Genomic DNA, 26,602 nt, shown 5'->3' on the forward strand with positions numbered 1-26,602 from the left:
GCTCAGGGCTGGCCCGGCTCCGGTGCCGGCGGCTGCGGGGCGGGCGGCTGGGCGTCCCCCGGCGCGGCCGGGTCGACCGGTGCGTGGTCTGCGGGACGGGTCGGGGGCGACACCGGAGGTGCGACCGGCGGCGCGACGGGAGGAGTGGCGGGCTCGCCCGTGACCGGGTCCTCGAGGGGCGGGGTCGCGCCCGAGACCTGGTCGGTGGGGTCGGCGGGGTCGTCCTGGCCGGACTGGCGCGGGCCCGACCCGGCGAGCGCGTCCTCGGCGGTCTCGGGAGCGACCTGCTCGGCGCCGCGGCCCTGCAGGACCTCGGCCAGTCGGGTCGCCCGCAGCCGGACGAACTTGCGCGGTCGGGTGCGGGTGCGGTCGAGCACCGCCACCTCGAGGTCGTCGGCCGGGATGACCCGGTCCTCGGACTCGGTGTGACCGAGCGCGGCGACCGCGACGCGGATCGCGTCGTCGAGCGAGGCGCCGGCGACGTAGTGCTCGGCGAGGTGGGAGGCGACCACGTCGGCCGCGCCACCCATCACGGCGTAGCCGTGCTCGTCGGCGACCTGGCCGTCGTAGGTGAGGCGGTAGAGCTGGTCGTCCTCGGCGGCGTCGCCGATCTCGGCGACGAAGATCTCCACCTCGTAGGGCTTCTCGCCGCCGGAGGAGAAGATCGTGCCGAGCGTCTGGGCGTAGGCGTTGGCCAGGCCGCGGCCGGTGACGTCGCGGCGGTCGTAGGCGTAGCCGCGCATATCGGCGAGGCGTACGCCGGCGATGCGGAGGTTCTCGAACTCGTTGTAGCGACCGACCGCGGCGAAGGCGATCCGGTCGTAGATCTCGCTGACCTTGTGCAGCGCCTGGGACGGGTTCTCCGAGACGAACAGGATGCCGTCGGCGTACTGCACGGCCACGACGGAACGCCCCCGGGCGATGCCCTTGCGCGCGAAGTCGGCCCGGTCCTTCATCAGCTGCTCGGGCGAGACGTAGAACGGCATGCTCATGTGGAAGTGACTCCTGCGTCGGGTCAGGTGAGGGAGGCGGCGGGCCCGTCGGGGCGCTGCATCCGTGAGGCGAGGATCCGGTCGGCGATGGCGGCGACGTCGTCGTCGGGCATGCGGTGGCCGCCGTCGGCGGTGATCACGTGCACCACCGGGAAGATGCGGCGGGTGATGTCGGGGCCGCCGGTGGCCGAGTCGTCGTCGGCGGCGTCGTAGAGCGCCTGGACGACGGCCGTCACGGTCTCCTCGGCGGTGAGGTCCTCGCGGTAGAGCTTCTTGAGCGAGCCGCGGGCGAAGAGCGAGCCGGACCCCACCGAGTGGAACGCGGTCTCCTCGTAGCGGCCGCCGGTGACGTCGTAGCTGAAGATCCGGCCCTGGTCGGCGGCGAGGTCGAAGCCGGCGAAGAGCGGCACGACCGCGAGGCCCTGCATGGCGAGGCCGAGGTTGGCGCGGATGAGGGCGGCGAGGCGGTTGGCCTTGCCGTCCATCGACAGCGTGGTGCCCTCGATCTTCTCGTAGTGCTCGAGCTCGGTCTGGAACAGCCGGACCATCTCGACCGCCAGCCCGGCGGTGCCGGCGATGCCGACCACGGAGAACTCGTCGGCGGGGAACACCTTCTGGATGTCGCGCTGGGCGATGATGTTGCCCATCGTGGCGCGGCGGTCACCGGCCATGACCACGCCGCCCGCGAACGTCGCGGCGACGATCGTGGTGCCGTGGGGGGCGAGGTCGCCGGCGTTGCCGGTGGGGACCGCGCGGCGCGACGGCAGCAGGTTGGGCGCCTGGGCGCCGAGGAAGTCGGCGAAGCTCGACGTGCCGGGCGTCATGTAGGACGTGGGCAGGCGGGACTCGCTCATCCGGCTACTGTCCGCCCTTCTGGATGAACGACTTCACGAAGTCCTCGGCGTTCACCTCGAGGACCTCGTCGATCTCGTCGAGGATCGCGTCGACGTCCTCGTCGATCATCTCCTTGCGCTCGGCCACGTCGGTCTCGGTCACCTGCTCGGTGACCTCCTCGGTCTCGGAGGACCTGCGCGGTTGCTTCTGCTCCTGGGCCATGCCTCGACCCTATCCACTCCCACCGACGCCACAAGGAGGCTCACCCTCCGCGGGCGGGGTGAGTCCCCCGGCCGGGGCGCCGACTCGCCGAGGGTTGTTCGAACTTCTGGGGGTGTGCACGCCCCCAGAAGTTTGGGTTTCCCCGCATAGGCGGGGAAACCGCGAGCCCAGACGCCCCCGACGTCCCCTCAGCGCGTGATCGCCGCGACGAGCGCCTGGGCGGTGTCGCTGCGGTCGATCAGCTCGCCGACGTGGGCCCGGGTGCCGCGGAGGGGGTCGATCGTGGGCACACGCTGGAGCGACTCGCGGCCCGGGAGGTCGAAGATGACCGAGTCCCACGACGCCGCGGCCACCGAGTCGGCGTACTTGTCGAGGCAGCGCCCGCGGAAGTAGGCGCGGGTGTCGACCGGCGGGTCGTGCATGGCCGCCTCGATGGTGGCGTCGTCGAGCAGGCGGGTGATCCGCCCGGCGCCGGCGAGCCGGTGGTAAAGCCCCTTGTCGGGCCGTACGTCGGCGTACTGCAGGTCGATGAGGTGCAGCTTGGCGTCGTCCCAGTCGAGCCGGTCGCGGTCGCGGTACTGGTTGAGGAGCTTGAGCTTGGCGACCCAGTCGAGCTCACCGGCGCACTCCATCGGGTCACGCTCGAGGCGGGTCAGCACCGACTCCCAGCGCGCCAGCACGTCGACGGTCTGCTCGTCGGCGTCGGCGCCGTAGCGGTCCTCGACGTACTTGCGGGCCAGCTCGAGGTACTCCAGCTGCAGCTGGACCGCGGTGAGCCGCCGCCCGTCGCGCAGCGTCACGAGGTGCTTGAGCGTTGGGTCGTGGGAGACGTCGCGCAGCGCCCGGACCGTCCCCTCGACGCTGAGGTCGCGGTCGATGAAGCCGTCCTCGATCATCGCCAGGACGAGCGCCGTCGTGCCGGCCTTGAGGTAGATGGAGATCTCGGCGAGGTTGGCGTCGCCGAGGATGACGTGCAGGCGGCGGTAGACCGCGGGGTCGGCGTGTGGCTCGTCGCGGGTGTTGATGATCGGGCGCTTGAGCGTGGTCTCGAGGCCGACCTCGACCTCGAAGTAGTCCGAGCGCTGGCTGATCTGGAAGCCCTGCTCCGGCGTGGTGTCGCGTCCGTCCTGCCCGATGCCGACCCGCCCGGCCCCGGTGACCACCTGGCGCGAGACGAAGAACGGGGTGAGGTGGCGCACGATCTCGGCGAACTGCGTCGAGCGGCGCATCAGGTAGTTCTCGTGGGCGCCGTAGGAGGCGCCCTTGTTGTCGGTGTTGTTCTTGTAGAGCAGGATCGGCGTGCTGCCGGGGACCTGCGCGGCCATCCGCGAGGCGTCGAGCATGACCTGCTCCCCCGCCTTCTCCCACCGCACCACGTCGAGCGGGGTGGTGACCTCCGGCGAGGAGTACTCCGGGTGGGCGTGGTCGACGTAGAGCCGGGCGCCGTTGGTGAGGATGACGTTGGCGAGGCCGAGGTCCTCGTCGGTGAGCTGGCTGGGGTCGGCGACCTGGCGCGCCATGTCGAAGCCGCGGGCGTCGCGCAGCGGCGACTCCTCCTCGAAGTCCCAGCGGGCCCGTCGCGCCCGCGCCGTCGACGAGGCGTACGCGTTGACGATCTGCGAGGAGGCGACCATCGGGTTGGCCGACGGTTGGCCCTGCACCGAGATGCCGTACTCGACCTCCGTGCCCATCACGCGTCGTACGCTCATGACATGAGCCTACGGGTGTGGGACGAGCGCGTCGTGCCTCGTCTGACCGACCTCAGCCTGCGCAGCCACGAGGTCGGCGAGATGCGCGAGGTCGCCTGCGCCGGCCTGACCGGCCGCGTGCTCGAGCTCGGCTTCGGCGGCGGGCTCAACGTGCGGTGGTACCCGCCGGAGGTCACCGCGGTGACCGCCATCGAGCCGTCCGACCTCGGCTGGGAGCTCTCCGAGCCCGGCCGGGCGGAAGGCACGGTGCCCGTCGAGCGCGCCGGCCTCGACGGCCAGCGGCTCGACCTGGCCGACGACTCGCACGACAGCGCCCTGGTGACGTTCAGCCTGTGCACCATCCCCGACCCGCTGCTCGCGCTGCGGGAGGCGAGGCGGGTGGTGCGGGCAGGCGGTCGCCTGCACGCGCTGGAGCACGGGCTCGCGCCCGAGGAGTCCGTACGCCGCTGGCAGCGCAGGATGGAACCGGTGCAGCGAGCCGTCGCGGGCGGCTGCCACCTCACCCGGGACGTCCCCGCCCTGGTGCGCGAGGCGGGCTGGGAGGTCGTCGAGCTCGAGCAGTCCTACCTGCCGGGACCGGCGATGAGCCGGCACTGGACGTGGTGCTCCCGCCTGCTCGCGTCGTGAGGGAGGTCAGCGGCCCCGGCGCAGGAAGCCGAGGAGGAAGATGACGATGATGACGACGACGACGATGATCAGAATGGTTCGCATGCGTTCAACGTAGTGCCACCCGACCCCGGCAGAACCCTCCGCAGGGGTGTCGGGGCCGACGTCGTTCCGGGACCGCTCAGGGGTTGCGCGACTGCCAGGCGTGGGCGACGTTGACCGCGACGATGCCGGCAAGGGTGACCAGCAGCGCCAGGAACTGGCCGTTGACCCCGAGGGCGATGCTGATCGGGATGAACGCCACCAGTGAGACGATGCCCAGCGCCAGCTGGCGCGCGCCGGCGCCGGCCACCGCGGACGTACGCCGCTGCTGGATCGCGACCTGCTCGGCCACCCGCCGCTCCACCGCGCGCTCGACCCGCTCCGCGAACCCGTCGACGAGCTCGGCGTCGTAGCGGGCGCCGAGCTCGCGACGGGTGGCGAGGGCGGCCTCGATGTCGCTGTGGCTGAGCTCGTCCTCCCGGTTCATCGCCGGCTCACAGGTACTGTCCGGTGTTGGCGACCGTGTCGATCGACCGACCGGGCTCGGTGCCCTGCTTGCCCGTGATGAGCGTGCGGATGAAGACGATCCGCTCGCCCTTCTTGCCCGAGATCCGCGCCCAGTCGTCGGGGTTGGTGGTGTTGGGCAGGTCCTCGTTCTCCTTGAACTCGTCGACGCACGCCTGGAGCATGTGCTGGACCCGCAGGCCGCGCTGGGCCGGGTTGAGGTCGCTGTCGAGGAAGTCCTTGATCGCCATCTTCTTGGCCCGGTCGACGATGTTCTGGATCATCGCGCCGGAGTTGAAGTCCTTGAAGTAGAGGACCTCCTTGTCACCGTTGGCGTAGGTGACCTCCAGGAAGCGGTTCTCCTCCGACTCGGTGTACATCCGCTCGACCGTCGCGCGGATCATCGCGTTGACGGTGGCGTCGCGGTCGTGGCCGAACTCGGCGAGGTCCTCGGCGTGCAGCGGCAGCCGCGCGGTGAGGTACTTGGAGAAGATGTCGCGCGCGGACTCGGCGTCGGGACGCTCGATCTTGATCTTCACGTCCAGCCGGCCCGGCCGCAGGATGGCGGGGTCGATCATGTCCTCGCGGTTGGAGGCGCCGATGACCAGCACGTTCTCCAGCGCCTCGACGCCGTCGATCTCGCTGAGCAGCTGCGGGACGATCGTGTTCTCCACGTCGGAGGAGACGCCGGAGCCGCGGGTGCGGAACAGGGAGTCCATCTCGTCGAAGAACACGATGACGGGGGTGCCGAGCGAGGCCTTCTCGCGCGCCCGCTGGAAGACCAGCCGGATGTGGCGCTCGGTCTCGCCGACGTACTTGTTGAGCAGCTCGGGGCCCTTGATGTTGAGGAAGTAGGACTTCCCGGACGCGCCCGTGCGCTCGGCGACCTTCTTGGCCAGCGAGTTGGCGACCGCCTTGGCGATCAGCGTCTTGCCGCATCCGGGCGGGCCGTAGAGGAGCACGCCCTTGGGCGGCTTGAGCTCGTGGTCCTTGAACAGCTCGGGGTGGAGGTAGGGCAGCTCGACGGCGTCGCGGATCGCGTCGATCTGGGTGGTGAGGCCGCCGATCTGGGTGTAGTCGATGTCGGGCACCTCCTCCAGCACCAGCTCCTCGACCTCCGACTTCGGCACGACCTCGTAGACGTAGCCGGCGCGGGTGTCGAGCAGCAGCGAGTCCCCGGCGCGGATGGTGACGTCCTCGGCGCGCAGCGGCTCGGCGAGGCGTACGACCCGCTCCTCGTCGGCGTTGGCGATCACCAGCGCCCGCTCGCCGTCGGCGAGGATCTCCTTGAGCATCACGACCTCGCCGACCTGTTCGAAGTCGAGCGCGGCGACGACGTTGAGCGCCTCGTTGAGCATGACCTCCTGGCCGCGCACGAGGCCGTCGAGCTCGACGGCGGGGCTCACGCTGACGCGCAGCTTGCGCCCGCCGGTGAACACGTCGACCGAGTCGTCGTCGTTGCGCGCGAGGAAGGTGCCGAAGCCAGCGGGCGGCTGGGCGAGCCGGTCGACCTCCTCCTTGAGCGTGGTGATCTGGTCACGGGCGTCGCGCAGCGTCTGCGCGAGGCGCTCGTTCTGGCTGGACACCGCGGCCAGCGACCGTTGGGCGTCGGCCAGCCGGCTCTCCAGGCCACGGGCCTGACCGGGTACGTCGTCGAGACGGCGGCGCAGGTCGGTGACCTCCGCCTCCAGGTAGCGCACCTGGGTGGCAAGTTGCTCGCGTGTCGGCTCAGTCATCTCGCACCTCCTGCTCAGTGACACTACCCACCTGCTGGAGGGACGGAAGTGAACATCTCGCCGTGTTGATCACCGTTTCGCAACGTCGGCGTCACCGGGACTTCGCACCCGAGTTGCGTACCTACAGGTAGAGATCTCCACCTGTAGGTACGGCGGTCCCCGGATATCCGGTGACTCCAGAGCCCGCCGGCGACCGGCCGACCACCCCGATCGCCCTCAGGAGTCCAGGTCCACCTCGGCCTCGGCGCCGGGCACGACGTCGAGGTCAATCTCCACACCGGCCTCGACCGGGGGCAGGTCGGCGGGTCGGGGCCCGGTGTAGTCCGGTCCGTACGCACCGGGCGCGGGGCGGCGGGTCTTGCGGGGCGCCTTCTGACCCGGCGCCATCCGGCGGGCGGTGACGAGGAACGCGGTGTGGCCGATCATCTTGTGGCCCGGCCGGACAGCGAGGCCCTCGACGTGCCAGTCGCGCACCAGCGACTCCCAGGGCTGCGGCTCGGTGAACCCTCCGTGGACGCGCAGCGTCTCCACGACCCGGGACAGCTGTGTCGTGGTGGCGACGTAGGCGCAGACGATGCCGCCGGGCACGAGGGCGTCCGCCACGACGTCGATGCAGCTCCACGGGTCGAGCATGTCGAGGATGACCCGGTCGACCTGCGTGCCGAGCTGCGGCAGGCCCTCCTTGAGGTCGCCGAGGCGCAGGTCCCAGGCGGGGTGCGTCGCGCCCTCGGGGGCGGAGAAGAACTGGTGGACGTTGCGGCGGGCGACGTCGGCGAACTCCTCGCGCAGCTCGAAGGAGGTCACCCGCCCCCACGGCCCGACGGCACGCAGCAGCGAGCAGGTCAGGGCGCCGGAGCCGGCGCCGGCCTCGACGACCCGGGCACCGGGGTAGATGTCGGCGAGCGCCACGATCTGGGCCGCGTCCTTGGGGTAGACCACCGCCGCACCGCGCGGCATGGACACCACGAACTCGTTGAGCAGCGGGCGGAAGACGAGGTACTGCCCGCCGGCCGAGGACGTCACGGTGAACCCCTCGTCGCGACCGATCATCTCGTCGTGGTCGAGGTGGCCCTTGTTGGAGAAGAACCGCTTGCCCGCGACGAGCTCGAAGTTGTGCTTGCGCCCCTTCTGGTCGACCAGGCGCACCCACTCGCCCTCGCGCAGGGGGCCGCGGTGGACGCCGGACCAAGCCTCGGCGGGGACGTCGGGAGAGGGCTCGGACATGCGCCGAAGACTAGTGGCCGAGGGCCCGGATCCCTCAGCGGGCGGCGTTCTCCCGGAAGGCCCGGTCGACGTCGGCGGTGGACAGCACGCCGTAGATCCGGCCGTCGGCCTCGACGAGGAGGTACTCGTCGGCCGGGCGCCGGCTGATCGCGAGGATCAGCTCCTCCCCCGCCATCGTGGCGGGGAGGGTCAGCCCCTCCTCCATGGCCCGCGCCACGGTGGACACCGGCACCCACGGGCGCCGCTCGGGCGGCATCGCGGTGACGGCCGCCTCGCTGACGATGCCGAGCGGGGTCCCGTCTCCGGCCACGGTGACGATGCTGCCGGCATGGGCGTCCTGCGCACGGCGCACGGCCTCGGCGAGGGGCAGGTCGGCGGGGACCGTGAGAGTTCGCCGTGCCAGCGGGCGCGCGACGAGGGCGGGCAGCCGCTGCCGGATCCTGGCGTGGGCCATCGCCGCCGTCGCCCCGGTCCAGAGGAAGAGGCCGAGGATGAACACCAGGACGAGGTCGACGACGGTGGGCTTCGTGCCGAGCAGCGGCTCCTGCACCAGCGGCCACGCGAGCAGGGCGAGCGCCGTCAGCCGACCGCCCCAGCCGGCCACGATCGTGCCGCGGTGCTGGTCGCCCGAGGCGCCCCACACGAGCGACTTGAGCACCCGGCCGCCGTCGAGCGGCAGGCCGGGCACGAGGTTGAGCACGCCGATCACCAGGTTGGCGCCGGCCAGCGCCCCGACGGCGACGCGGACCAGACCGTCGGGGAGGACGAGCCACAGCCCGCCCGCCGCGACACCGACGGCGACGGACGTCAGCGGGCCGACGACGGCGATCCAGAACTCGTGGCGCGGCTTGCGCGACGCACCGTCGATCTCCGTCATCCCCCCGAGGAAGTGGAGGGTGATGGACGTGACGCCGTAGCCGAGGCGCTGCGCGACCACGGCGTGCGACGCCTCGTGCAGCAGGACCGAGAGGTAGAGGACGACGGCGAAGACGAAGCCGGCGACGTACTTCCAGAACCCCAGCCCCGGGACCTCCTGCTCGATGCGCGGGGCGAAGGTCAGCGAGATGAGCAGGGCGACGATGAACCACGAGCTGGTGACGAGGACGTCGATGCCCACGATCGACCCGATCCGCAGGGTGCCCGGCTGCCTCGGGGCGCGCGGGGACCGCCCGGCAGGGGCGTGATCGGTGGGTTCGGGCACGTGACGACCCTAGCCAACCGCGCCCACAGCGGCGCCGCTGCGGAGCCGGTCCGGGCGCGGCCGCCCGGGGCTGTCGTACGCCTCACCTAGGGTGACCGCGTCATGTCGATCCCCGCTGCCGAGTCCCCCGCCGAGGCCGTGTCGACGCCGGTCGACGGCGTCGAGGTCCTCGGCGCCCTGTCGCCGAGCCGGGCGGGCGACTTCATGGCCTGCCCCCTGATGTACCGGTTCCGCACGATCGACCGCCTGCCGGAGGCTCCGTCGCCCGACGCCGTGCGCGGCACGGTCGTGCACAAGGTGCTCGAGGACCTCTTCGACCTGCCCGCCCTCGAGCGCACCCCCGAGCGCGCGGCCGACATGCTCGACCCCGCCTGGGACGCGCTCCTCGAGGCCGAGCCCGCGCTGGGCGAGATGTTCGGGGGCGAGGGGCCCGACGTGGCGACCTGGATGGCGTCGTGCCGCACGGTCCTGCAGCGCTACTTCGACCTCGAGGACCCGCGCCGCCTCGAGCCGGCCGAGCGCGAGCTCTACGTCGAGGCGCTCCTCGACTCCCGGCTGCTGCTGCGTGGCTTCGTCGACCGGGTCGACGTCGCGCCGGACGGGCGGATCAGGGTCGTGGACTACAAGACCGGCCGCAGCCCCGGCGTCGACCACGAGGCCAAGGCCCTTTTCCAGATGAAGTTCTACGCGCTGGTCATCTGGCGGCTGCGCGGCGTGGTGCCGTCGGTGCTCCAGCTCGTCTACCTCGGCAACGGCGAGATCCTGCGCTACGAGCCCGACGAGGACGACCTGCGCGCCACCGAGCGCAAGGTCGAGGCGCTGTGGACGGCGATCCAGCTGGCGCGGGAGTCGGGCGACTGGCGCCCGCGCCCCTCACGGCTGTGCGACTGGTGCTCGTTCCACCCCTACTGCCCGACCAAGGGCGGCACCGTCCCGCCCCTGCCCGATCGCACGCCGCCCGTCGCCGACGCGTCGGTGGACGAGTCGGCCGACTGAGGCGCCGCGCGGCTCAGGGGGCGATGTAGGCCTCGGGCGGTGGCGCCGGCTCCTCGCCCGTGGCGAAGCCGGTGACCAGCTCCGGCTCCACCGGGTGCGGCTGGAGCGTGCCCGAGGCGATCTGCTCGGCCCAGTGGCACGCCACCCGGTGCTCCGGCGAGGCGCCGTCCACCTCGACGACCCGCAGCTGCGGTCGGTCGGTGTCGCACAGGGTCTCCTGGCGCCACGGGCACCGGGTGTGGAAGCGGCAGCCCGTCGGCGGGTTAGCCGGCGAGGGCAGGTCGCCGGTCAGCAGGATCTGCTCGCGCCGGTCCTCGACCAGCGGGTCGGGGACGGGCACGGCCGACATGAGGGCACGCGTGTAGGGGTGGAGCGGGAGGTCGTAGAGCTCACCCGCCTCCGACTCCTCCACCAGCCCGCCGAGGTACATCACGCCGATCCGGTCGCTGATGTGGCGGACGACGGCGAGGTCGTGCGCCACGACGATGTAGGTGAGCCCGAGCTCCTCCTGGAGGTCCTGCAGCAGGTTGATCACCTGCGCCTGGATGGAGACGTCGAGGGCGCTGACCGGCTCGTCCGCGACGATGAGGTCGGGGCCGACCGAGAGCGCCCGGGCGATGCCGACGCGCTGGCGCTGGCCGCCGGAGAACTCGTGGGGGTACTTCTTCAGCCCGGCCGGCGGCAGCCCGACGGCCGACATGAGCTCGCGCAGGCGGGCGTGGGTGGCGGACTTGTCCGTGTCGAGGCCGTGGGCGCGCATCCCCTCGAGCAGCAGGGCCTCGACCGTCTGCCGCGGGTCCAGGCTCGACATCGGGTCCTGGAACACCATCTGGAACTTCTTGCGCCGGGTCCGCAGCTCCTCGCCCTGGAGGGAGGCGATGTCGACGCCCTCGAAGCTCACCGACCCCGCCGTGGGGGTCTCGAGGTTGAGGATCGCCTTGCCGAGGGTCGACTTGCCGCAGCCCGACTCCCCCACCAGTCCGTAGGTCTCGCCGCGGTGGATGGTCAGGTCGACCCCGTCGACTGCGCGGACGTGACCCACCGTCTTGTCGAAGATGACCCCCCGCTTGATCGGGAAGTGCACCTCCAGGTCACGGACCTCCAGGAGGACTTCCGGCTGCACGGTCATCGGGACACCCCCATCGGGTTGAAGCAGCGCAGGCCGACGACGTCGTCGCCGTCCCAGCCGGGGGTCTGCTGCACGCAGACCTCGAGGCGGTTCGGGCACCGCGGCGCGAAGGCGCACGCCGAGTCCCACGGCAGGTTGTCGGCGACCGAGCCCGGGATCGGCGACAGCGCCTCGCCGCGCGGGGCGTCGAGCCGTGGGATGGAGTTGAGCAGGCCCACCGTGTAGGGGTGCCGCGGGCGGCCGAACAGCGTGTGCCGGTCGCCGCGCTCGACGATCCTGCCGCCGTAGAGCACGTTGACCTCGTCGCACAGCCCGGCGACGACGCCGAGGTCGTGGGTGATCATCACCATCGCCGTCCCGGTCTCGACGACGAGCTCCTTGAGCAGCGCGAGGATCTGGGCCTGGATCGTCACGTCGAGCGCGGTGGTCGGCTCGTCGGCGATCAGCAGCCGGGGCTTGCAGGCCAGCGCCATCGCGATGAGCGCGCGCTGCCGCATGCCGCCGCTCAGCTGGTGGGGGTAGTTGGCCAGGCGCGCCCGGGGGTCCGGGATGCCGACCCGGTCCAGCAGCTCGGCGGCCTTCGGCATGGCCTCCCTGCGGCTGAGCCCCTGGTGCCGCTCCATCACCTCGGTGACCTGCCGTCCGATCTGCACGACCGGGTTGAGCGAGGACAGCGGGTCCTGGAAGATCATGGCGATGTCGCGACCGCGCCGGTCCCGCAGCTGGGAGGGCGACAGGCCGAGCAGGTCCTCGCCGTCGAAGACCGCCGCCCCCTCCACGACGTTGCCCCGCTGCGGCAGCAGTCCCATGATCGCGAGCGACGTGACGGACTTCCCGCAGCCGGACTCGCCGACGAGGCCCACGGTCTGGCCGGGACGTACGTCGAAGCTGATGCCGTCGACGGCCTTGAACGGCTCCTCCCCGCGCCTGACGAAGCTCACCCGCAGGTCGCGCACCGCGAGGAGCGGCTCGGTCGAACGGTCGGGCCGCAGCGCGTGCGAGCTCATCGCACTCACCTCCGGGTCTTGGGGTCGAGGGCCTCGCGCAGCGACTCGCCCATGAGCGTGAAGCCGAGCGCGACGACGATGATGCAGGCGGCGGGGTAGAACGCCAGGTGCGGCGCCTCCCCGAGGTAGGGCTGGGCCTTCCCGAGCATCTGTCCCCACTCGGGGCTCCGGTCGTCGGGGTTGCCCAGGCCGAGGAAGGACAGGGCGGCTGCGTCGATGATGGCGACGGCCAGCACCAGGGTGGCCTGCACGATGACCGGCCCCACCGAGTTGGGCAGCATGTGCCGGAAGACGATGGCACGTCGCTTCACCCCCAGCGAGCGGGCGGCGAGGACGTGGTCGCTGGCGCGCTGGCCCAGCATCGAGCCCCGCAGCAGCCGGGCGAAGACCGGCACCTGGACGACGGCGATCGCGATGATGAGCGTCCACTGGCTGGGGCGCGTCGCGAGCGCCGCGAGGCTGAAGGCGAGCAGGAGGGACGGGATCGAGAGCATCACGTCGACGATCCGCATCACCAGCGAGTCGGTCCAGCCGGCGAAGGCCCCCGCCAGCGTCCCGAGGACGAGGCCGCCGATCAGGCCGAAGAAGGTGGCCAGCACTCCCACCAGCAGGGTCTGCCGGCTGCCCACCAGGAGCCGGGACAGCAGGTCGCGACCCCGGTCGTCGCCGCCGAGGAGGTGACCTGCCTCGGGGCCCGGGACGGGGTTGGACTGGGGCCGCACGGCGTCGAGGAGCGGACGCGCTGCGGGGTCCCACGGCGCGAGCCAGGGCGAGACGACGGCCAGCACGATGAAGGACACGGTGATGACGAGACCGATGAGGAACACCGGGTCGCGCCGCAGCCGGCGCCACGCCGTCCGCACCAGCGAGACGCCGGGCTCCCGGTCGACGGAGGCGTCGGCGAGCGCGTCGATGCGCTGCTTGCGCCGCTGGGCGTACGACGGCATCTGCGGTGACTCAGGGGACATGACCGCTCACCTCGTCCTGATCCGGGGGTCGATGAGGGCGTACGCGATGTCCACCATGAGGTTCACCAGGACGTAGATGGCCGCTGCGGCGATGATCAGCACCTGCAGGACCGGGTAGTCCTTGTCGCGGAACGCCGTGGCCAGCGCGTCACCGATGCCCCGGATCGAGAAGACCGTCTCGGTGAGGATCGCCCCACCCAGCAGCGCCCCGACCTGCAGGCCGACGGTCGTCACGACGGGGAGCATGGCGTTGCGCAGGACGTGCCGTCCCCGGATGACCCGGGCCGTGAGCCCCTTGGCCTCCGCGGTGCGGACGTAGTCCTCGTCGAGGACGTCGAGCACCGAGGCGCGCGTGATGCGGAAGATGACGGCGAAGGGGATGGTGGCCAGCGCGACCGCCGGCAGGACCAGGTGCTTGAGCGCGTCCCAGGCGGCGTCCCACTCCCGCGTCATGATCCCGTCGAGGACGAACAGCCCGGTGACCCGCGTCGCGTCGAGGCCGGTGCTCTGCCGACCGGAGACCGGGAGGAGGTCCCACTCGACGGCGAAGAAGTACTTGAGGAGGAACCCGGTGAAGAAGACGGGCACGGCCACGCCCACCAGCGAGAAGATCACCGCGGTGTTGTCCAGGGCGGTCCCCCGGCGCCGGGCAGCGAGGTAGCCGAGCGGGATGCCGAGGAGGATGGCGATCGCCAGGGCGAAGAACGCGAGCTCGATGGTGGCCGGCAGACGCGCGAAGAAGATGTCGAGCGCGTCCTCACCCGGCAGCACCTTGGTGGAGACGCCGAAGTCGCCTCTCAGCGCTCGCTGCATGTAGCGCAGGTACTGCACGGGCAGGGGCTCGTCCAGCCCGAGCGCCTCCTCCATCCGCGCTCGTCGCTCGGGTGTGGCCCGCTCGCCCAGGAGCGCGGAGACAGGTCCCCCCGGGAGGGACCTCAACCAGAAGAAGACGAGCAGGGACAGGGCCAGGACGACGCCCAGCATCTGCAGCAGGCGTCGTAGGACGAAGCGAAGCATGGTTCTCCTCACACACGGCGTGGGCCAGGGGATCGCCCCGCAGGACGACCCCCTGGCTCACTCAGGACGCTTCAGACCGGTCAGGACACCGGTCGGGGTGCGTCACTCACCGCTCACGGTGACGGAGTCGAACTCCTCGGCGGTCAGCGGGCTCGGGATGACGCCCTCCACGCCCGGACCGACCACGAGGGCCGGCGGGGAGTGGCTGATCGGCAGACCGGGGAGGTAGTCCTCCATGATCTGGGCGTTGATCTCCTCGAACGCTGCGGAGCGCTCGGCCTCGTCGACGATGGCGTCGGCGGCCTTGAGGTCGTCGGCCAGCTGCTTGCCCCACGGCATGGCCGAGGTGCCGAAGTCGTTCTCCTTGAGGTTGCCGAAGAACGTGCCGATGAAGTTGAACGGCGAGTCGTAGTCGCCCGTCCAGCCGAGGATGTAGGCGTCGTACTTGCCGGCCGTCACGTTGTCGAGGTAGCCGCCGTTCCACGACGCGGTCTTGACGTCGACCTTGACGCCGACCGCCTCGAGGTCGGTGCGCAGCGCCTCGTAGAGCTTCTGCGGGTCGGGCATGTAGGGACGGCTGACCTCGGTCGGGTAGGCGAACGTCAGGGTCATCCCCTCCGCGCCGGCCTCGGCGAGCAGCTCCTGGGCCCTCTCCGGGTCGTACTCCGGGGCGGCCAGCTCGGTGTTGTAGCCGCTCACCGTCTTGGGCATGAACTGCGTCGCCACCTCGGCGCCCTCGGGCAGCTGCGTCTGCACGAGCTGCTCGCGGTTGATGGCGAGGTTGAGCGCCTGCCGGACCTTGAGGTCCTGCAGCTGCGGGTTGGTGTCGGGGTTGAACCCCATGTAGAGGATGTTGAACGCGTCGCGGATCTCGACGGTGTTGCCCGACTCCTCCAAGGCGTTCCAGTCGACCGGGTTGGGCAGGTCGTAGCCGTTGATGCTGCCGGCCTCGAGCTCCTGGCGACGGGTGCTCTCGTCGGGGATGACGCGGAAGACCAGCTCGCTGACCTTCGCCGCCTCGCCCCAGTAGTCATCGTTGCGCTCGAGGCTGATGGTGCCGTTGGCCTCGTCGTACTCGCCGAAGGTGAACGGGCCGGTGCCGACCGGGTTGTCGGCGTACTCCGGGAAGGAGAAGCCCTCGCCCTCGGCGGCGATGCCGTTGGCGTCGCCCTCCTCCAGCGCCTTCGGGGACTGCATCGACAGCGACTCGAGGGTCAGCATGGTCGGGAAGCCGGACGTCGGACCGCTGATGGTGACGACGGCCTCGAACTCGCCGGTGGCCTCACAGCCCTGGTAGAGGGAGTTGTCCGCGTCGTTGGCGAAGGCGCCCATGACGTAGCCCCAGTACTCACCGGCGACCTGGCCGGCGTCGTTCTGGTCGAACATCCGCTCGAAGTTGTAGCAGACGGCCTCGGCGTTGAACGGCTCGCCGTCGTGGAAGGTCACGTCGTCGCGGAGCGTGAAGGTCCACTGCGTGCCGTCCTCGTTGGGGGTCCACTCCGTGGCGAGCTCGGGGACGACCTCGGCGCTGCCGGGCTCGATGCCGAGGAGGCCCTCGAACATCTGCCGCGTGACACGGAACGTCTCGCCGTCGGTGGCGTAGAAGGGGTCGAACATCTCCGGGGCGCCGGCGGCGCCGAAGACGAAGGTGGCGTCGCTGCTGCCGCTGCCACCGCTGCCACCGCTGCCCTCGTCGCGGTCGCTCTCGGCGCAGCCAGCCAGTGCGGCGGCTGCCATGACAGCCGTGGTCCATGTCGCCACGGTGCGTGTTCGAGACATCCGAGGTCCTTCCGTCCGGTATGCGATCGGGGGTGTGCACCGCACCCTAGACCGCCGGAAGTGAGCCGGGCCACAGCGACATGGTCACGGTCCGGTCACGTGTCTCCACGTGCCCGGCGCGGTCCGGGCCCGCCACTGGAAGAGCCGCCGCGGGTCCCTACGACGTGACGAGGCGGGCAAGCGCCGCCGTGTCGAGTCCGTCGAGCGTGTCCGCGAACACCCGTCGCTCGCCCTCGAGGATCGGCACGTGGTTGGGCACGCAGAGCACGGTGCAGCCGGCGGCCACCGCCGACGTCGCGCCGGTGTTGGAGTCCTCGATCGCGAGGCAGTCCTCCGCCGCCAGCCCGAGCTCCGCGGCCGCGGTCAGGTAGGGCTCGGGGTGCGGCTTGCCGAGCTCGACGCGGTCGCCGGTGACGACGCTCGCGAACGTGTCCGTCGGGAGCTGGGCCAGGATCGGCGCGACGAAGCGCTGCCACGACATCGTCACCAGCGCGCACGGCACCTCGTTGACGACGAGGTCCGTGAGCAGCTCCCGAGCGCCCGGTCGCCACGGCACGTGCTCCTCCACCCGGGCTACGACGCCGTCGAGCAGCTCGTCGACGATCTGCTGCGGCGTCCGGTCGATGCCCATGTGCACCCGGATGTAGTCGCCCGACTCCAGCAGCGCGTTGCCCACGAGGTTCAACGCGTGCTGCTGGGACCAGGTCCCGCCGTACTTCTCCGCCATCGCGTACTCGGTGGCGATCCAATAGGGCTCCGTGTCGACGAGGGTGCCGTCCATGTCCCACAGCACCGCTGCCGGTCGCGGCGCTCCTGCGTCGGCGTCGGGTCCGTGGCCAGCAGGGACGGGGGAAGCGGTGGTGCTCAGGGTGTCCTCCGGGGAGCTCGTTCGTCGGTGCGTACGGCGTCCCAGCCTAGGTGCCCGACGTGACCCGACGACGACGTGCGCGCCAACGGTGGACGTCCGGAGTTCTCGAGCGGCGCGACCGACTGGGCGACCGACAGCGCGACCGACCCCGGGCACGCGGCTCGAGCGCCGCGGACGTGTTGACCCCACCCGCCCCAGCAGCGGTACTCTCGAACGACCCCACCCGTACGGGTGAGGTGCGCGACCTAGTGGCGCCAGCACGTGCACTTGGGAGGGTGCGCTGGCCCGCGGCCGTCGTGCGACGCGCTGCTCCGGGGAGGCACGCACCACATGAACGACCCGACCACCGCACCACCCGTCCGACCAGCGCCCCAGCGCGCCCCAGCGGGGGTTCCCCGCCTGCCCCGGACGTACGTCCCCCGGCTGGCGCTGTGGAGCCGGCTCGACGCCGCCGCGGGCGCGGCGGTGACCACACTGGTCGCGCCGGCCGGCGCCGGGAAGACGCTGGGCGTGGCCGGCTGGCTGCGGGAGGCGCGAGCGGACGCGGACCTGCAGGAGGTGGTGTGGCTCGACGGTCACCGCGGCCTCGACGCGGCCCGCCTCGACGCCGTCCTGGAGTCCGCTGCCCCCGGCGGCGGTCACGGCTCCCGCCCCGGGCTCGTGGTCATCGACGACGCCCACGCCCTGCCCGTGTCGGCTGTCCGCCTCCTGGACGCGCGGCTCGACGACGCTCCCCAGCGCCTGCGGGTCCTGCTCCTGAGCCGGTGGGACCTGCCCCTCACTCGGCTGGCGCCCCAGCTCCTCGGGCACCTCACCGAGCTGCGCGGCGACGTGCTGCGGCTCTCGGACGACGAGACCGCGCGCCTGGTCGAGCAGCACGTCGGCACGACCGTCCCCGAGGTGGTGGCCACGATCGCCACCCGCGCCGAGGGCTGGTGCGCCGTCGTCGTGCTGACGTCCCGGCTGGTGGCGGCGTCACCGGACCCCGCCGCAGCCGTGCGCCGGATCTCGCACCGCAGCTCGGAGGTCGCCGACCAGGTGGCGAGCGAGGTGTTCGCGACCCTCACCCCGCGCGAGCGCCACCTCCTGCTCTGCACGGCCAGCGAGCACGAGGTGTCCCCCGGGACCGCGGCGCACCTGACCAACGACCGCGGCGCCGGGCTCGTCCTCGACGGCCTGGAGTCCACCGGTCTCCTGGTCACCCGCTCCGAGCCGGGCCCTGCCGAGGATGCGCCGGCCGACGGTCCACGCAGGACGCGTGAGGCGCGCTTCCGGATCCACCCCCTGCTCGCCGAGGTGGTGCGGCGACGGGTCGCGGCGGGTGGCGTGGACGTCGAACGAGCCCGCGCGACCGTGCTGCGGGCCGTCCGCCTCGACGTCGGTCGGGGCGACACGGTGGCGGCGTTCGGGAGGTTGGTCGACCTGGGCCTGGCCGAGGCGGCGGCCGAGCGACTGGTGGAGGACGGGACGCGCCTGCTCATGCGCGGGCACGACAAGGACGTCGTCGCCTTCGCCCAGCGGTGGCCCGACGTGCTCGAGGGCCGTCCCGAGAGCTGGTTCGTGCTCGGCGTCGAGCGGTGGGTCCACGGTGACGTGCAGTCGGCCATGCACTGGTTCGACCGGCTGTTCCGCTCGGTGGGCGGCGCAGCCGTCCCGAGCCACCGACTCAGCGCGCAGCACCTGTGCGCCCGCCTCATGCGCGCCCGCGCCGGCTTCGAGCCCCTCGACGCCGTCGCCAGGCTCGCGCAGGAGCGCGTCGACTCGCCGTCCTTCTCCAGCACGCCCGCGGACCTGCAGCCCCACGTGCTGGGTGAGCTGGGGATCGTCCAGCTCACGCTGGGGATGCTGGTGCCCGCCGAGACCAACCTCCTCCGGGCGGCGCGCCTCGGCGACGAGCTGGGGCTGCCGGCCCATGCCGCGGCGGCGCTGACCCACCTCGCCGGCCTCTACTACATGCGTGGGCGCGAGCACGTCGCCGGCCGGCTGGCCGCACGCAGCCTCGAGTCCATGCAGCACCTCGGGGCCGGCCTGGGTGTCCCTCGGCACCGTGCCCTCCTCTACTCGCGCCTCGCGTCGATGTCCACGCTCCCGATGTCCCTCCCCCTGCCCCTCCCACCGGCCGAGCCGTCGGGCGCGGACCGGGCGGACGACGTGGTGCACCCGGCCGACGCCACGACTCGGTTCTGGCAGCAGGTGCATGACGCCCGGGTGCAGCTCTCCGAGGGATCGGTGATCCAGGCCGAGCGGACGCTGCAGGCCGTCATCGACGTCTCGGGTCTCCCGCGCCACCTCCGCGCGGCGCTGCTCATCGAGCGCGGCTACCTCGCCGCCCTGTGCGACGACCGGACCACCTTGCGGACCCTCACCGCGGAGCTGCACGAGCACGGGCACCTGGGAGAGGCGCTGCTCCTGCGGGGCGTGGCGGCCGACCTGGGCGGCGACCTGCGGCTCGCGGTCGACCAGTTCGCCGCGGCGGCCGACCACGCGGTCCTGGACCAGCCGCCGTGCCGCGCGCTGGCCCTCGTCGGACGGGCGCAGCTCCTCGACGCGCTCGGTGACGCACAGGGAGCCCGGGTCGCGGTGCTGGCCGCGGTCCGCGCGACCGAGAGCCGCGCCAACTACGTCGCGTTCCTGGGCTGGAGCCGGCACGGGACCGGAGTGCACGCGCTGCTGCGCCGGTTCGGCACCCGGACCGATCCCTGGCTCGGCCAGCTGGTGGAGCTCACCGGCCAGCATCCCGACATCACCTCGGCCCTTGCGGCGTCGACCCCCACGACCCGGGAGCGCCACACGGCCGAGCCGCTGGTGACGACCCACCTGAGCCCGCGCGAGCGCGACGTCCTGCGGGAGCTGGCGAGGGGCGCGACGTACGCCGACATCGCGACCGGCCTGTTCGTCTCCGAGAACACCGTCAAGACGCACGTGTCGAGCCTCTACAGCAAGCTCGGTGCGAGCCGGCGCAGCGAGGCCCTGTCCGTGGCGCGCCGGCTCGAGCTGCTCTGAGCCGGCGAGCCACCGACAGGGTGGCGGGCCGGGACTAGTCCGCGAACACCTCGCGGATGGCGCTCTCCTGCTCGTCGCTCAGATTCGTGAAGATCAGCTCCGGACGGTGCGAGGAGAAGGCGTCGCTCACCTTGTCCATCACGGCGTCCGAGCTCATCACGAACAGCGCCGAGGTCCCGGGGGTCACCTGGTCCCTGACCCGGTTGATGAAGCCGTCGTCGATGCCGACGTCGTTGAGGGAGCCGGCCAGCGCCCCGGACGCCGCGCCGATCGCCGCGCCGAGGAGCGGCACGAAGAAGATCATGCCGAACAACATGCCCCAGAAGGCCCCGCCCATGGCGCCGGCCCCCGCCAGGTTGTTGAGCTGACGCGTCTTCGGCTTCTTCTTGCCTTCCTCCCACCGGACGGTCGCCGCGTCGTGGATGGTGATGAGGTTCTTGGTGGCCAGCTCGCGCAACGTGTCCGTCGCGTCGTCTGCTCCGGATGCGGTGTCGAACTTCCAGACGGTGAGCGTTCCCATGGAGGCTTCCCTTTCGTCGGCGTGCCTTGGTGGCGCGGCGGGTCCCCGCATCGTCTCCACCGCTCGGGCGGTGCGTGCTCCCCCGATCCGGGTGAGTGCCGCACCCCGGTGTCCGGCGCTCCTCTCACCCGATTCAGGGGGTGCCCGCCGCGTCGGGAGCCGCGACCGTGGCGCCTGTCGGTCGCAGTCCCGGGCGACCGCGCGAGCGAGAGGATGCGACGTGGCGGACATCGTCCTGGGCCTGGTCGCCGTCGGTGTCGGGCTGCTGCTCTGCCTGCGCGGGGCCGTGGTGCTCCGCGTCCTCATCACGTTGTGGGCCTCGGTGGTGGGCTTCGCGACCGGCGCCGGGCTGGTGGCTGCCACCACCGGCGACTCGTTCCTGGCCGGAGCGCTGGCACTGGCGGTGGCCGCCGCTGCGGGGCTGCTGTTCGGAGCGGTCGCCTACGCCTTCTTCGTCGTCGCGATCCTCATCGCCATGGCCGCGTTCGGCTTCACCCTCGGGACGGACCTGATGGTGGCGCTCGGGGTGTCGTGGTCCTGGCTGATCGTGCTCGTCGGCGTCGTCACCGGGTTGGCCCTCGGCGCCGCCGCCGTTGCGGCGGACCTGCCCGTCGTCGTGCTCGTGGCGCTCAGCGCGTTCTCGGGCAGCAGCCTCGCCCTGACCGGCGTGCTCTTCCTCACCGGGACGCTGGACTCCTCGGACCTCGTGGAGGCCTCGACCACTGCGGTCCTCCGTGACACGTGGTGGTGGTGGCTCGCGTACGTCGGGCTCGGAGTGGCTGGCGTGGTCGTGCAGGTGCGTCAGCTGGACCGTTGGCGCGCGTCCGTCCACGAGCAGTGGGCGGGACAGCAGCCGCCCGCTGGCGTGGCCGCGTAGGCATCCGGCCCATGGCCGACGGTGTGGACGACGACGTGGACGACGCCAACCCCGAGGTGGACCGGTCGGCCGCTCCCCGGGCCCACCCGGCGCGCCGGCTCGGGGTGCTGGCGCTGTGCGTGGTCGTCGTGTGGCTGGCGCTCCGCTTCGTCGGGGACGTCGACTGGTCGGCGGTCCGGTCCTCGCTGGGCAAGCTGTCGTGGCCGGAGCTGGCCGCCCTCGTCGGCCTCCTGCTGGTCCGCAACGGGCTCAACGCCCTCCCGCTCGCCCTGTTCATCCCCGGCCTCGGCATGCTGCGTGCGTTGGTGAACGACCTCACCGCCCACCTCCTCGCCGTCGTCGCGCCACCTCCCAGCGACATCCTGGTGCGGCTCAGGATGTTCGCGTCCTGGGACGTCCCGGCGCCCGTGGCCCTGGCGGGCGCGGTCGCCAACACGATCGTCTTCTACACCGTGCGGTTCGCGATGCCGCTGGTCGGCGCGGCCCTGCTGGTCGCGACCCGGTGGCAGACCGGACCGGTCGCGCGGGTGCTGCTCAGCACCCTCGTGGCCGGGACCATCCTCGCGGTCGCCCTGGCCGCCGTACGGCGCGAGTCGACCGCGGCGAGGGTCGGCCGCACAGCGGGGCGGGCCGTCCGCCGCGTGCGGAGCGCGACCGACCCCGAGCAGTGGAGCGAGTCGGCCGTGACGTTCCGCACGCACGTGGCGGCGGGGTTCCGGTCACACCTGGCAGTCTCGGTGCTCGGCCTCGTCGCGATGGTGCTGGTGGACGCCACCATCGTCGTCCTCACGCTGCGCTTCGTGGGGGTCGGGGCGGGCGCCGTGCCGGCCCTCGACGTCTACGTCGCCTTCTGCCTGGTCTATCCGTTCACCCTGTTCCCGCTCATGGGCCTGGGCATCGTCGACGGGCTGCTCGTCGCCGAGATGGTGGCCGTCGGCGGGGACGGGGTGGAGGCAGCGGCGATCGCCGGGCTGGTCGTCTGGCGGACCGTCACGCTCGGCGGACCGATCGTCCTCGGCGCGCTCACCCTCGCGGCCTGGCGCCTCGGACTCGTCCCGCCACGCCGGACGCCGACCTCCGCGCCTGGTCGCCACCGCGACGACGTGGCCCCGTCATGACCCGCGACCACCGGCACGTCTCCGCCGGGCTCCTCCCCGCACCCGCGACGACCCGGGCCCGCGTCACCGAGGCCCACGAGCTGTTCCGGACCGTGACGGACGGCTCCCTCTCCACCGTCTACCCGGCGCTCGCGACCGCCGACCCCGACCTCTTCGGCCTGAGCCTCGTCTCGACGGCCGGCGGCGTCGTCGCGGCCGGCGACGCCGGCGTGCCGTTCGCCATCATGAGCGTGGCCAAGCCGTTCGTCTTCGCCCTCGCGTGCGAGCTCCGCGGGATCGAGTCCGTACGCCGGCGCGTCGGCGTCAACGCCACCGGGATGCCGTTCAGCTCGACGGTCCCCGTCGAGCGCGACGCGCGCGGCCGCACCAACCCCATGGTCAACCCCGGCGCCATCGCGACCACGAGCCTCGTCGGTGGAGCGAGCACGGAGGAGAGGTGGGAGCTCGTCCACGCGGCGCTGTCCGGCTTCGCCGGCCGCGACCTCGTCCTGGACGAGGAGATCCTGCACTCGGCGCGGACGACCAACCACCGCAACCGGGGCCTGGCCAACATGCTGGCTGCCGTCGGGGCCCTCGATGGCGAGGCCGCCGACGCGGTCGAGGTCTACACGCGGCAGAGCTGCCTCTCCGTCACGACCACCGACCTGGCGGTGATGGGCGCGACCCTCGCCGACGGCGGGACGAACCCCGTGACCGGCCGACGCGTCGTCGACGCCGAGACCGCGCACGCCACCCTCGCCGTGATGACCGTGGCCGGCATGTACGAGACGTCGGGCGACTGGCTCTTCGACGTCGGCATGCCGGGCAAGAGCGGCATCGCGGGTGGCATCGTCACGGTGTCGCCGGGCAAGGGGGCGCTCGCCACCTTCTCGCCGCTCCTCGACGACGCCGGCAACAGCGTCCGCGGGCAGCTCGCGACGAGGCACCTCGCGCGCCGCCTGGGACTCGACATCCTCGCCTCCGAGGTAGCGCCGCAGGCGGCGCGCGCCGAATCGCCCGAATCGGGGGAGCCTCGGCCACCGCTGCGCCGACCATCCTCGTCGCGTGCCCACAGCCCCGTCAGGAGGTCCACGGTGAGCAGCAGCGCGGCCCGCGAGATCGATCCCGTCCCCTCACTCCGCCACCCCGCCGAGGTCCGCGTCACCGACTCGCTCCCGTCCGTGGCCGAGGCTGCTGCACTCGCCGTCCCGGTGAGCGAGGGTGCGGACCCTCCCGGGGACCTGGGCACCGACGCGGCCCAGCTCGCCGTGCTCGGCTTCACCGGAGCCGCGCACCAGGTCGTCGTCCTGCCCGACCCCGCCGGCAGGGCGCTGGTGGCCCTCGGCGTCGGCGCCGCGGCATCCGTGGACACCACCGTCGTGCGGGACCTGGCTGCGACGTTCGCGCGGGCCGTGCCGCGCCAGACGACGCTCGCCGTCGAGCTGCCCGGCGCCGACCTGGCCGTCCCGCCGGCCGACTTCGCCCAGGCCGTCGTCGAGGGTGTGCTGCTCGCCCGGTGGCGCTTCTTCGTCGGGGCCGGCGGCGACGAACCCACGCTCACCGCCCTCACCCTCGTGGCGCCGCCCGAGCTCGTGGACGACGTACGCGCCGGTGCGGCCCGCGGCGAGGTCGTGGCCCGGGCTGCGATGATCAGCCGGGACCTGTCCAACTGCCCGGCCACCACGCTGTCCGCCGAGCGGATGGGCGAGGTGGCGACGGAGCTCGCCCCGATGGCCGGTCTGGAGGTCGAGCTGTTCGACCGGGCGCAGCTCGAGGAGATGGGCTGCGGCGGCATCCTGGGCGTCAACCGCGGCAGCGTCGAGGAGCCGCGGCTCATCAAGCTGTCCTACCGGCCCGACTCCCCCGTCGGCCACCTCGGCCTCGTCGGCAAGGGGATCATGTACGACTCCGGCGGGATCAGCCTCAAGCCGAGCGACGAGTCGCACGCCCAGATGAAGAACGACATGACCGGCGCCGCGGCCATCCTGGGCGCGATGACCGCGCTGCGGGACCTGGGGTGCCGGGCTTCAGTGACCGCCTACCTGTGCTGCACCGACAACATGCCGTCGGGCTCGGCCATGAAGCTCGGTGACGTCCTGCGGATGCGCAACGGCACCACCGTCGAGGTGCTCAACACCGACGCCGAGGGTCGCCTGGTGATGGCCGACGGGCTCTGCCTCGCGGTCGAGGACGGCGTCGACGCGGTGGTCGACGTCGCGACGCTCACCGGCGCCTGCCTGCGCACCTTCGGCGTGGACGTCGCGGGCGTGATGGGCAACGACGCGAGCCTCGTGGCCCGGCTCCGGGAGGCAGGTGCCGTCGCCGACGAGCCGGTGTGGGAGCTCCCGCTCCACCGCCCCTACCGCGAGCAGCTCGTGTCCACGATCGCCGACATGACCAACATGGGCGGGGCCAACGCCGGGTCGATCACGGCCGCGCTCTTCCTCGAGGAGTTCGTCGACGGGGTCTCGTGGGCCCACGTCGACATCGCCGGCACGGCGCAGCAGCCCGCGGTCCGGACCTGGCGCAACAAGGGCGCCAGCGGCTTCGGCGCGAAGCTGCTGATCGAGCTCGCGACGCGGTTCGAGTCGCCGGGATCCCCGCGATGAGCACCACGGCCGCCGAGGAGACCAGCTCCGGCGGCTTCCTCGGGTGGATCGAGCGGGTCGGCAACAAGGTCCCGCACCCGGCCATCATCTTCCTGGCACTGATCGTCGGCGTCATCGTGCTCTCGGCGGTCCTGGCGTGGGCCGACGTCAGCGTCACCACGGAGGTCGCCGAGGCGGAGGAGACGGGCGTCAGCCAGGACTACGACGCCGGCGGCAGCTCGTACCCCTCGCTGGACCACGAGCCGGAGCAGGCGATCCCCGAGTACGACGTCCGCACCGAGACCATCGAGGTCGAGAGCCTGCTCAACGGCGACGGCATCCGCTACATGTTCACCACGGCGGTGCAGAACTTCAACGACTTCGGCGTGGTCGCGGTCATCCTCGTCGCCATGATCGGGGTCGGGGTCGCCGAGGAGGCGGGGTTGATCGCGGCCCTGATCCGCAAGATGGTGCAGGTCGCCCCCGCCGGCGCGATCACGTTCATCATCGTGCTGCTGGGCGGGATCTCCAGCGTGGCCTCCGACGCCGGCTACCTGGTGCTCATCCCCCTCGGCGCCGCCGCGTTCGCCAGCCTGGGACGCAACCCCCTGGTCGGCATCGCCGCGGCGTACGCCGGGGTCAGCGCGTCGTTCTTCGTCAACATCCTCATCACCCCGGCCGACGGGATCATCACCGAGGTCACCAACGAGATCGTGGCCGGCGTGGCACCGGGCGCGGAGCCGCTCAACGTCACCAACAACTTCTATTTCGCCATCGTGTCCACCCTCTTCACCGCGGCGGTGATGACGATCCTCACCGAGCGCTACATCGAGCCGCGGGCCGGCAGGTGGGACCCGGCGGAGCGCCCCGCCGACGCCCCGGTCGACCACGTCCCCGCCGGCGACGAGCTCGCCCACGAGTCCCGCGGGCTGCGACTGTCCGGGATCTACACCCTCGTCGCGGTCGCGATCATCTGCGCGCTGACCTTCATCCCCGGCGCGCCGCTGCGCAACCCCGAGACCGGTGAGATCTTCGGCAACTCCCCGTTCATGAGCAGCCTGCTGCTGATCATCTCGATGCTGTTCCTCGCCGCCGGGCTGGGCTACGGCAAGGGCTCCGGCAGCCTCACCGGCAGCACCAACGTCATCAACGCGATCGTGAAGACCTTCAACGGCCTGGGCGGCCTCATCTTCCTGATGCTGCTGATCGCCCAGTTCATCGCCTTCTTCAACTACTCCAACATCTCCAACGTCGTGGCGACCCAGCTCGCCGACCTGCTCGGAAGCGCCGACATCGGGGCGCTGCCGCTCCTGATCGGCTTCATCCTGCTGGTCGTCGTCATCGACATGATCATGCCGGGGGTGATCCCCAAGTGGGCGATCATCGCCCCCATCTTCATCCCGCTGTTCTACAACCTCGGGATCGCCCCGCAGACCGTGCTGGCCGCCTACCGCGTGGGCGACGGGCCGGTCAACGTCATCACGCCGCTGATGGTCTACCTGCCCTTCATCATCCTGGTCTGCCAGCGCTACCGCGCCTCCGCCGGGATGGGCACGGTCATCTCGATGATGCTCCCCTACACGGTGGTCGTGCTGGTGTCGTGGACGCTGCTGTTCACCGGCTGGTACCTCCTCGAGATCCCCTGGGGTCCCGGCTCGCCTGTGCAGCTCGAGTAGGGCGGCG

Annotated in this window: 22 protein-coding genes; 7 read left to right on the plus strand and 15 right to left on the minus strand. The window is 72.0% G+C overall.

Annotation, left to right across the window (positions count from 1 at the left end; translation table 11 throughout):
- Positions 1 to 2 precede the first annotated feature (2 nt).
- From prcA to dop, 4 genes are all read right to left on the minus strand, one after another.
- Entirely contained in the window at positions 3 to 992 is a 990-nt protein-coding gene (gene prcA / locus HN031_RS16235) for a proteasome subunit alpha (protein ID WP_172272378.1), read from the minus strand.
- 23 nt (positions 993 to 1,015) lie between these two features.
- On the minus strand, positions 1,016 to 1,846 hold the full coding sequence (gene prcB, locus HN031_RS16240; RefSeq protein WP_172272381.1) for a proteasome subunit beta: 831 nt from the start codon (positions 1,844 to 1,846) through the stop codon (positions 1,016 to 1,018).
- Positions 1,847 to 1,850: 4 nt separating this feature from the next.
- Entirely contained in the window at positions 1,851 to 2,048 is a 198-nt protein-coding gene (locus HN031_RS16245; RefSeq protein ID WP_172272384.1) for a ubiquitin-like protein Pup, read from the minus strand.
- A 188-nt stretch (positions 2,049 to 2,236) separates the two neighbouring features.
- The gene (gene dop / locus HN031_RS16250) at positions 2,237 to 3,757 is read right to left on the minus strand and encodes a depupylase/deamidase Dop (RefSeq protein WP_172272387.1); all 1,521 of its coding nucleotides are present in this window, start codon (positions 3,755 to 3,757) and stop codon (positions 2,237 to 2,239) included.
- 3 nt (positions 3,758 to 3,760) lie between these two features.
- Here dop and HN031_RS16255 point away from each other — a divergent pair, with 3 nt between their 5' ends.
- Positions 3,761 to 4,384 carry a class I SAM-dependent methyltransferase gene (locus HN031_RS16255; RefSeq protein WP_172272390.1) on the plus strand — a complete coding sequence of 208 codons (624 nt, stop codon included), beginning with the start codon at positions 3,761 to 3,763 and terminating at the stop codon, positions 4,382 to 4,384.
- Positions 4,385 to 4,544: 160 nt separating this feature from the next.
- On the opposite strand, the gene HN031_RS16260 is transcribed toward HN031_RS16255, so the two are convergent.
- The 4 genes from HN031_RS16260 to HN031_RS16275 form a co-directional block, all read right to left on the minus strand.
- On the minus strand, positions 4,545 to 4,892 hold the full coding sequence (locus HN031_RS16260) for a hypothetical protein (RefSeq protein WP_172272393.1): 348 nt from the start codon (positions 4,890 to 4,892) through the stop codon (positions 4,545 to 4,547).
- Between the two features lie 7 nt (positions 4,893 to 4,899).
- Positions 4,900 to 6,645 (minus strand): proteasome ATPase, encoded by a 1,746-nt coding sequence (gene arc / locus HN031_RS16265; RefSeq protein WP_172272396.1) that lies wholly within the window; start codon positions 6,643 to 6,645, stop codon positions 4,900 to 4,902.
- A gap of 216 nt (positions 6,646 to 6,861) precedes the next feature.
- Positions 6,862 to 7,869: a tRNA (adenine-N1)-methyltransferase gene (locus tag HN031_RS16270; protein WP_172272399.1), complete on the minus strand. Its 1,008-nt coding sequence runs from the start codon at positions 7,867 to 7,869 to the stop codon at positions 6,862 to 6,864.
- Between the two features lie 34 nt (positions 7,870 to 7,903).
- Entirely contained in the window at positions 7,904 to 9,070 is a 1,167-nt protein-coding gene (locus HN031_RS16275) for a site-2 protease family protein (RefSeq protein WP_367650787.1), read from the minus strand.
- A 102-nt stretch (positions 9,071 to 9,172) separates the two neighbouring features.
- Here HN031_RS16275 and HN031_RS16280 point away from each other — a divergent pair, with 102 nt between their 5' ends.
- Positions 9,173 to 10,066: a PD-(D/E)XK nuclease family protein gene (locus tag HN031_RS16280; protein ID WP_172272402.1), complete on the plus strand. Its 894-nt coding sequence runs from the start codon at positions 9,173 to 9,175 to the stop codon at positions 10,064 to 10,066.
- Between the two features lie 13 nt (positions 10,067 to 10,079).
- Here the strand turns inward: HN031_RS16280 and HN031_RS16285 are convergent, their stop codons facing one another.
- The 6 genes from HN031_RS16285 to HN031_RS16310 form a co-directional block, all read right to left on the minus strand.
- Positions 10,080 to 11,195, minus strand: a complete 1,116-nt coding sequence (locus HN031_RS16285) for an ABC transporter ATP-binding protein (protein WP_172272405.1) — start codon at positions 11,193 to 11,195, stop codon at positions 10,080 to 10,082.
- Complete coding sequence (locus HN031_RS16290) at positions 11,192 to 12,202, minus strand: ABC transporter ATP-binding protein (RefSeq protein WP_172272408.1); 1,011 nt, start codon at positions 12,200 to 12,202, stop codon at positions 11,192 to 11,194. Before HN031_RS16290 ends, HN031_RS16285 begins: the two co-directional genes overlap by 4 nt.
- Before the next feature lie 5 nt (positions 12,203 to 12,207).
- Positions 12,208 to 13,170, minus strand: coding sequence for an ABC transporter permease (locus tag HN031_RS16295; protein WP_172272411.1), 963 nt, complete (start codon positions 13,168 to 13,170; stop codon positions 12,208 to 12,210).
- A gap of 6 nt (positions 13,171 to 13,176) precedes the next feature.
- Complete coding sequence (locus HN031_RS16300; RefSeq protein ID WP_172272414.1) at positions 13,177 to 14,187, minus strand: ABC transporter permease; 1,011 nt, start codon at positions 14,185 to 14,187, stop codon at positions 13,177 to 13,179.
- Positions 14,188 to 14,289: 102 nt separating this feature from the next.
- Complete coding sequence (locus HN031_RS16305; protein WP_216652516.1) at positions 14,290 to 15,924, minus strand: ABC transporter substrate-binding protein; 1,635 nt, start codon at positions 15,922 to 15,924, stop codon at positions 14,290 to 14,292.
- A 199-nt stretch (positions 15,925 to 16,123) separates the two neighbouring features.
- Positions 16,124 to 16,759 (minus strand): HAD family hydrolase, encoded by a 636-nt coding sequence (locus tag HN031_RS16310; protein ID WP_367650789.1) that lies wholly within the window; start codon positions 16,757 to 16,759, stop codon positions 16,124 to 16,126.
- Positions 16,760 to 17,164: 405 nt separating this feature from the next.
- Between HN031_RS16310 and HN031_RS21655 the strand changes: the two genes are divergently transcribed.
- Positions 17,165 to 19,837 (plus strand): LuxR C-terminal-related transcriptional regulator, encoded by a 2,673-nt coding sequence (locus HN031_RS21655; RefSeq protein WP_172272423.1) that lies wholly within the window; start codon positions 17,165 to 17,167, stop codon positions 19,835 to 19,837.
- Positions 19,838 to 19,871: 34 nt separating this feature from the next.
- Here the strand turns inward: HN031_RS21655 and HN031_RS16320 are convergent, their stop codons facing one another.
- Entirely contained in the window at positions 19,872 to 20,357 is a 486-nt protein-coding gene (locus HN031_RS16320; protein ID WP_172272426.1) for a DUF1269 domain-containing protein, read from the minus strand.
- A gap of 220 nt (positions 20,358 to 20,577) precedes the next feature.
- On the opposite strand from HN031_RS16320, the gene HN031_RS16325 reads away from it, so the two are divergent.
- Genes HN031_RS16325 through HN031_RS16345 form a run of 4 tightly spaced genes read left to right on the plus strand, consistent with a single transcriptional unit; the run spans position 20,578 to position 26,595 of the window.
- A complete protein-coding gene (locus tag HN031_RS16325) occupies positions 20,578 to 21,234 on the plus strand; it encodes a DUF4203 domain-containing protein (RefSeq protein ID WP_172272429.1) in 657 nt (218 codons plus the stop codon).
- Positions 21,235 to 21,245: 11 nt separating this feature from the next.
- Positions 21,246 to 22,352 (plus strand): hypothetical protein, encoded by a 1,107-nt coding sequence (locus tag HN031_RS16330; RefSeq protein ID WP_172272432.1) that lies wholly within the window; start codon positions 21,246 to 21,248, stop codon positions 22,350 to 22,352.
- Positions 22,349 to 24,940 (plus strand): glutaminase A, encoded by a 2,592-nt coding sequence (gene glsA, locus HN031_RS21120; protein ID WP_216652517.1) that lies wholly within the window; start codon positions 22,349 to 22,351, stop codon positions 24,938 to 24,940. Before HN031_RS16330 ends, glsA begins: the two co-directional genes overlap by 4 nt.
- On the plus strand, positions 24,937 to 26,595 hold the full coding sequence (locus HN031_RS16345) for an AbgT family transporter (protein ID WP_172272435.1): 1,659 nt from the start codon (positions 24,937 to 24,939) through the stop codon (positions 26,593 to 26,595). Before glsA ends, HN031_RS16345 begins: the two co-directional genes overlap by 4 nt.
- Positions 26,596 to 26,602: the final 7 nt, after the last annotated feature.

It is taken from the genome of Nocardioides sp. zg-1308, from assembly GCF_013155375.1.
GTDB lineage: Bacteria > Actinomycetota > Actinomycetes > Propionibacteriales > Nocardioidaceae > Nocardioides > Nocardioides renjunii.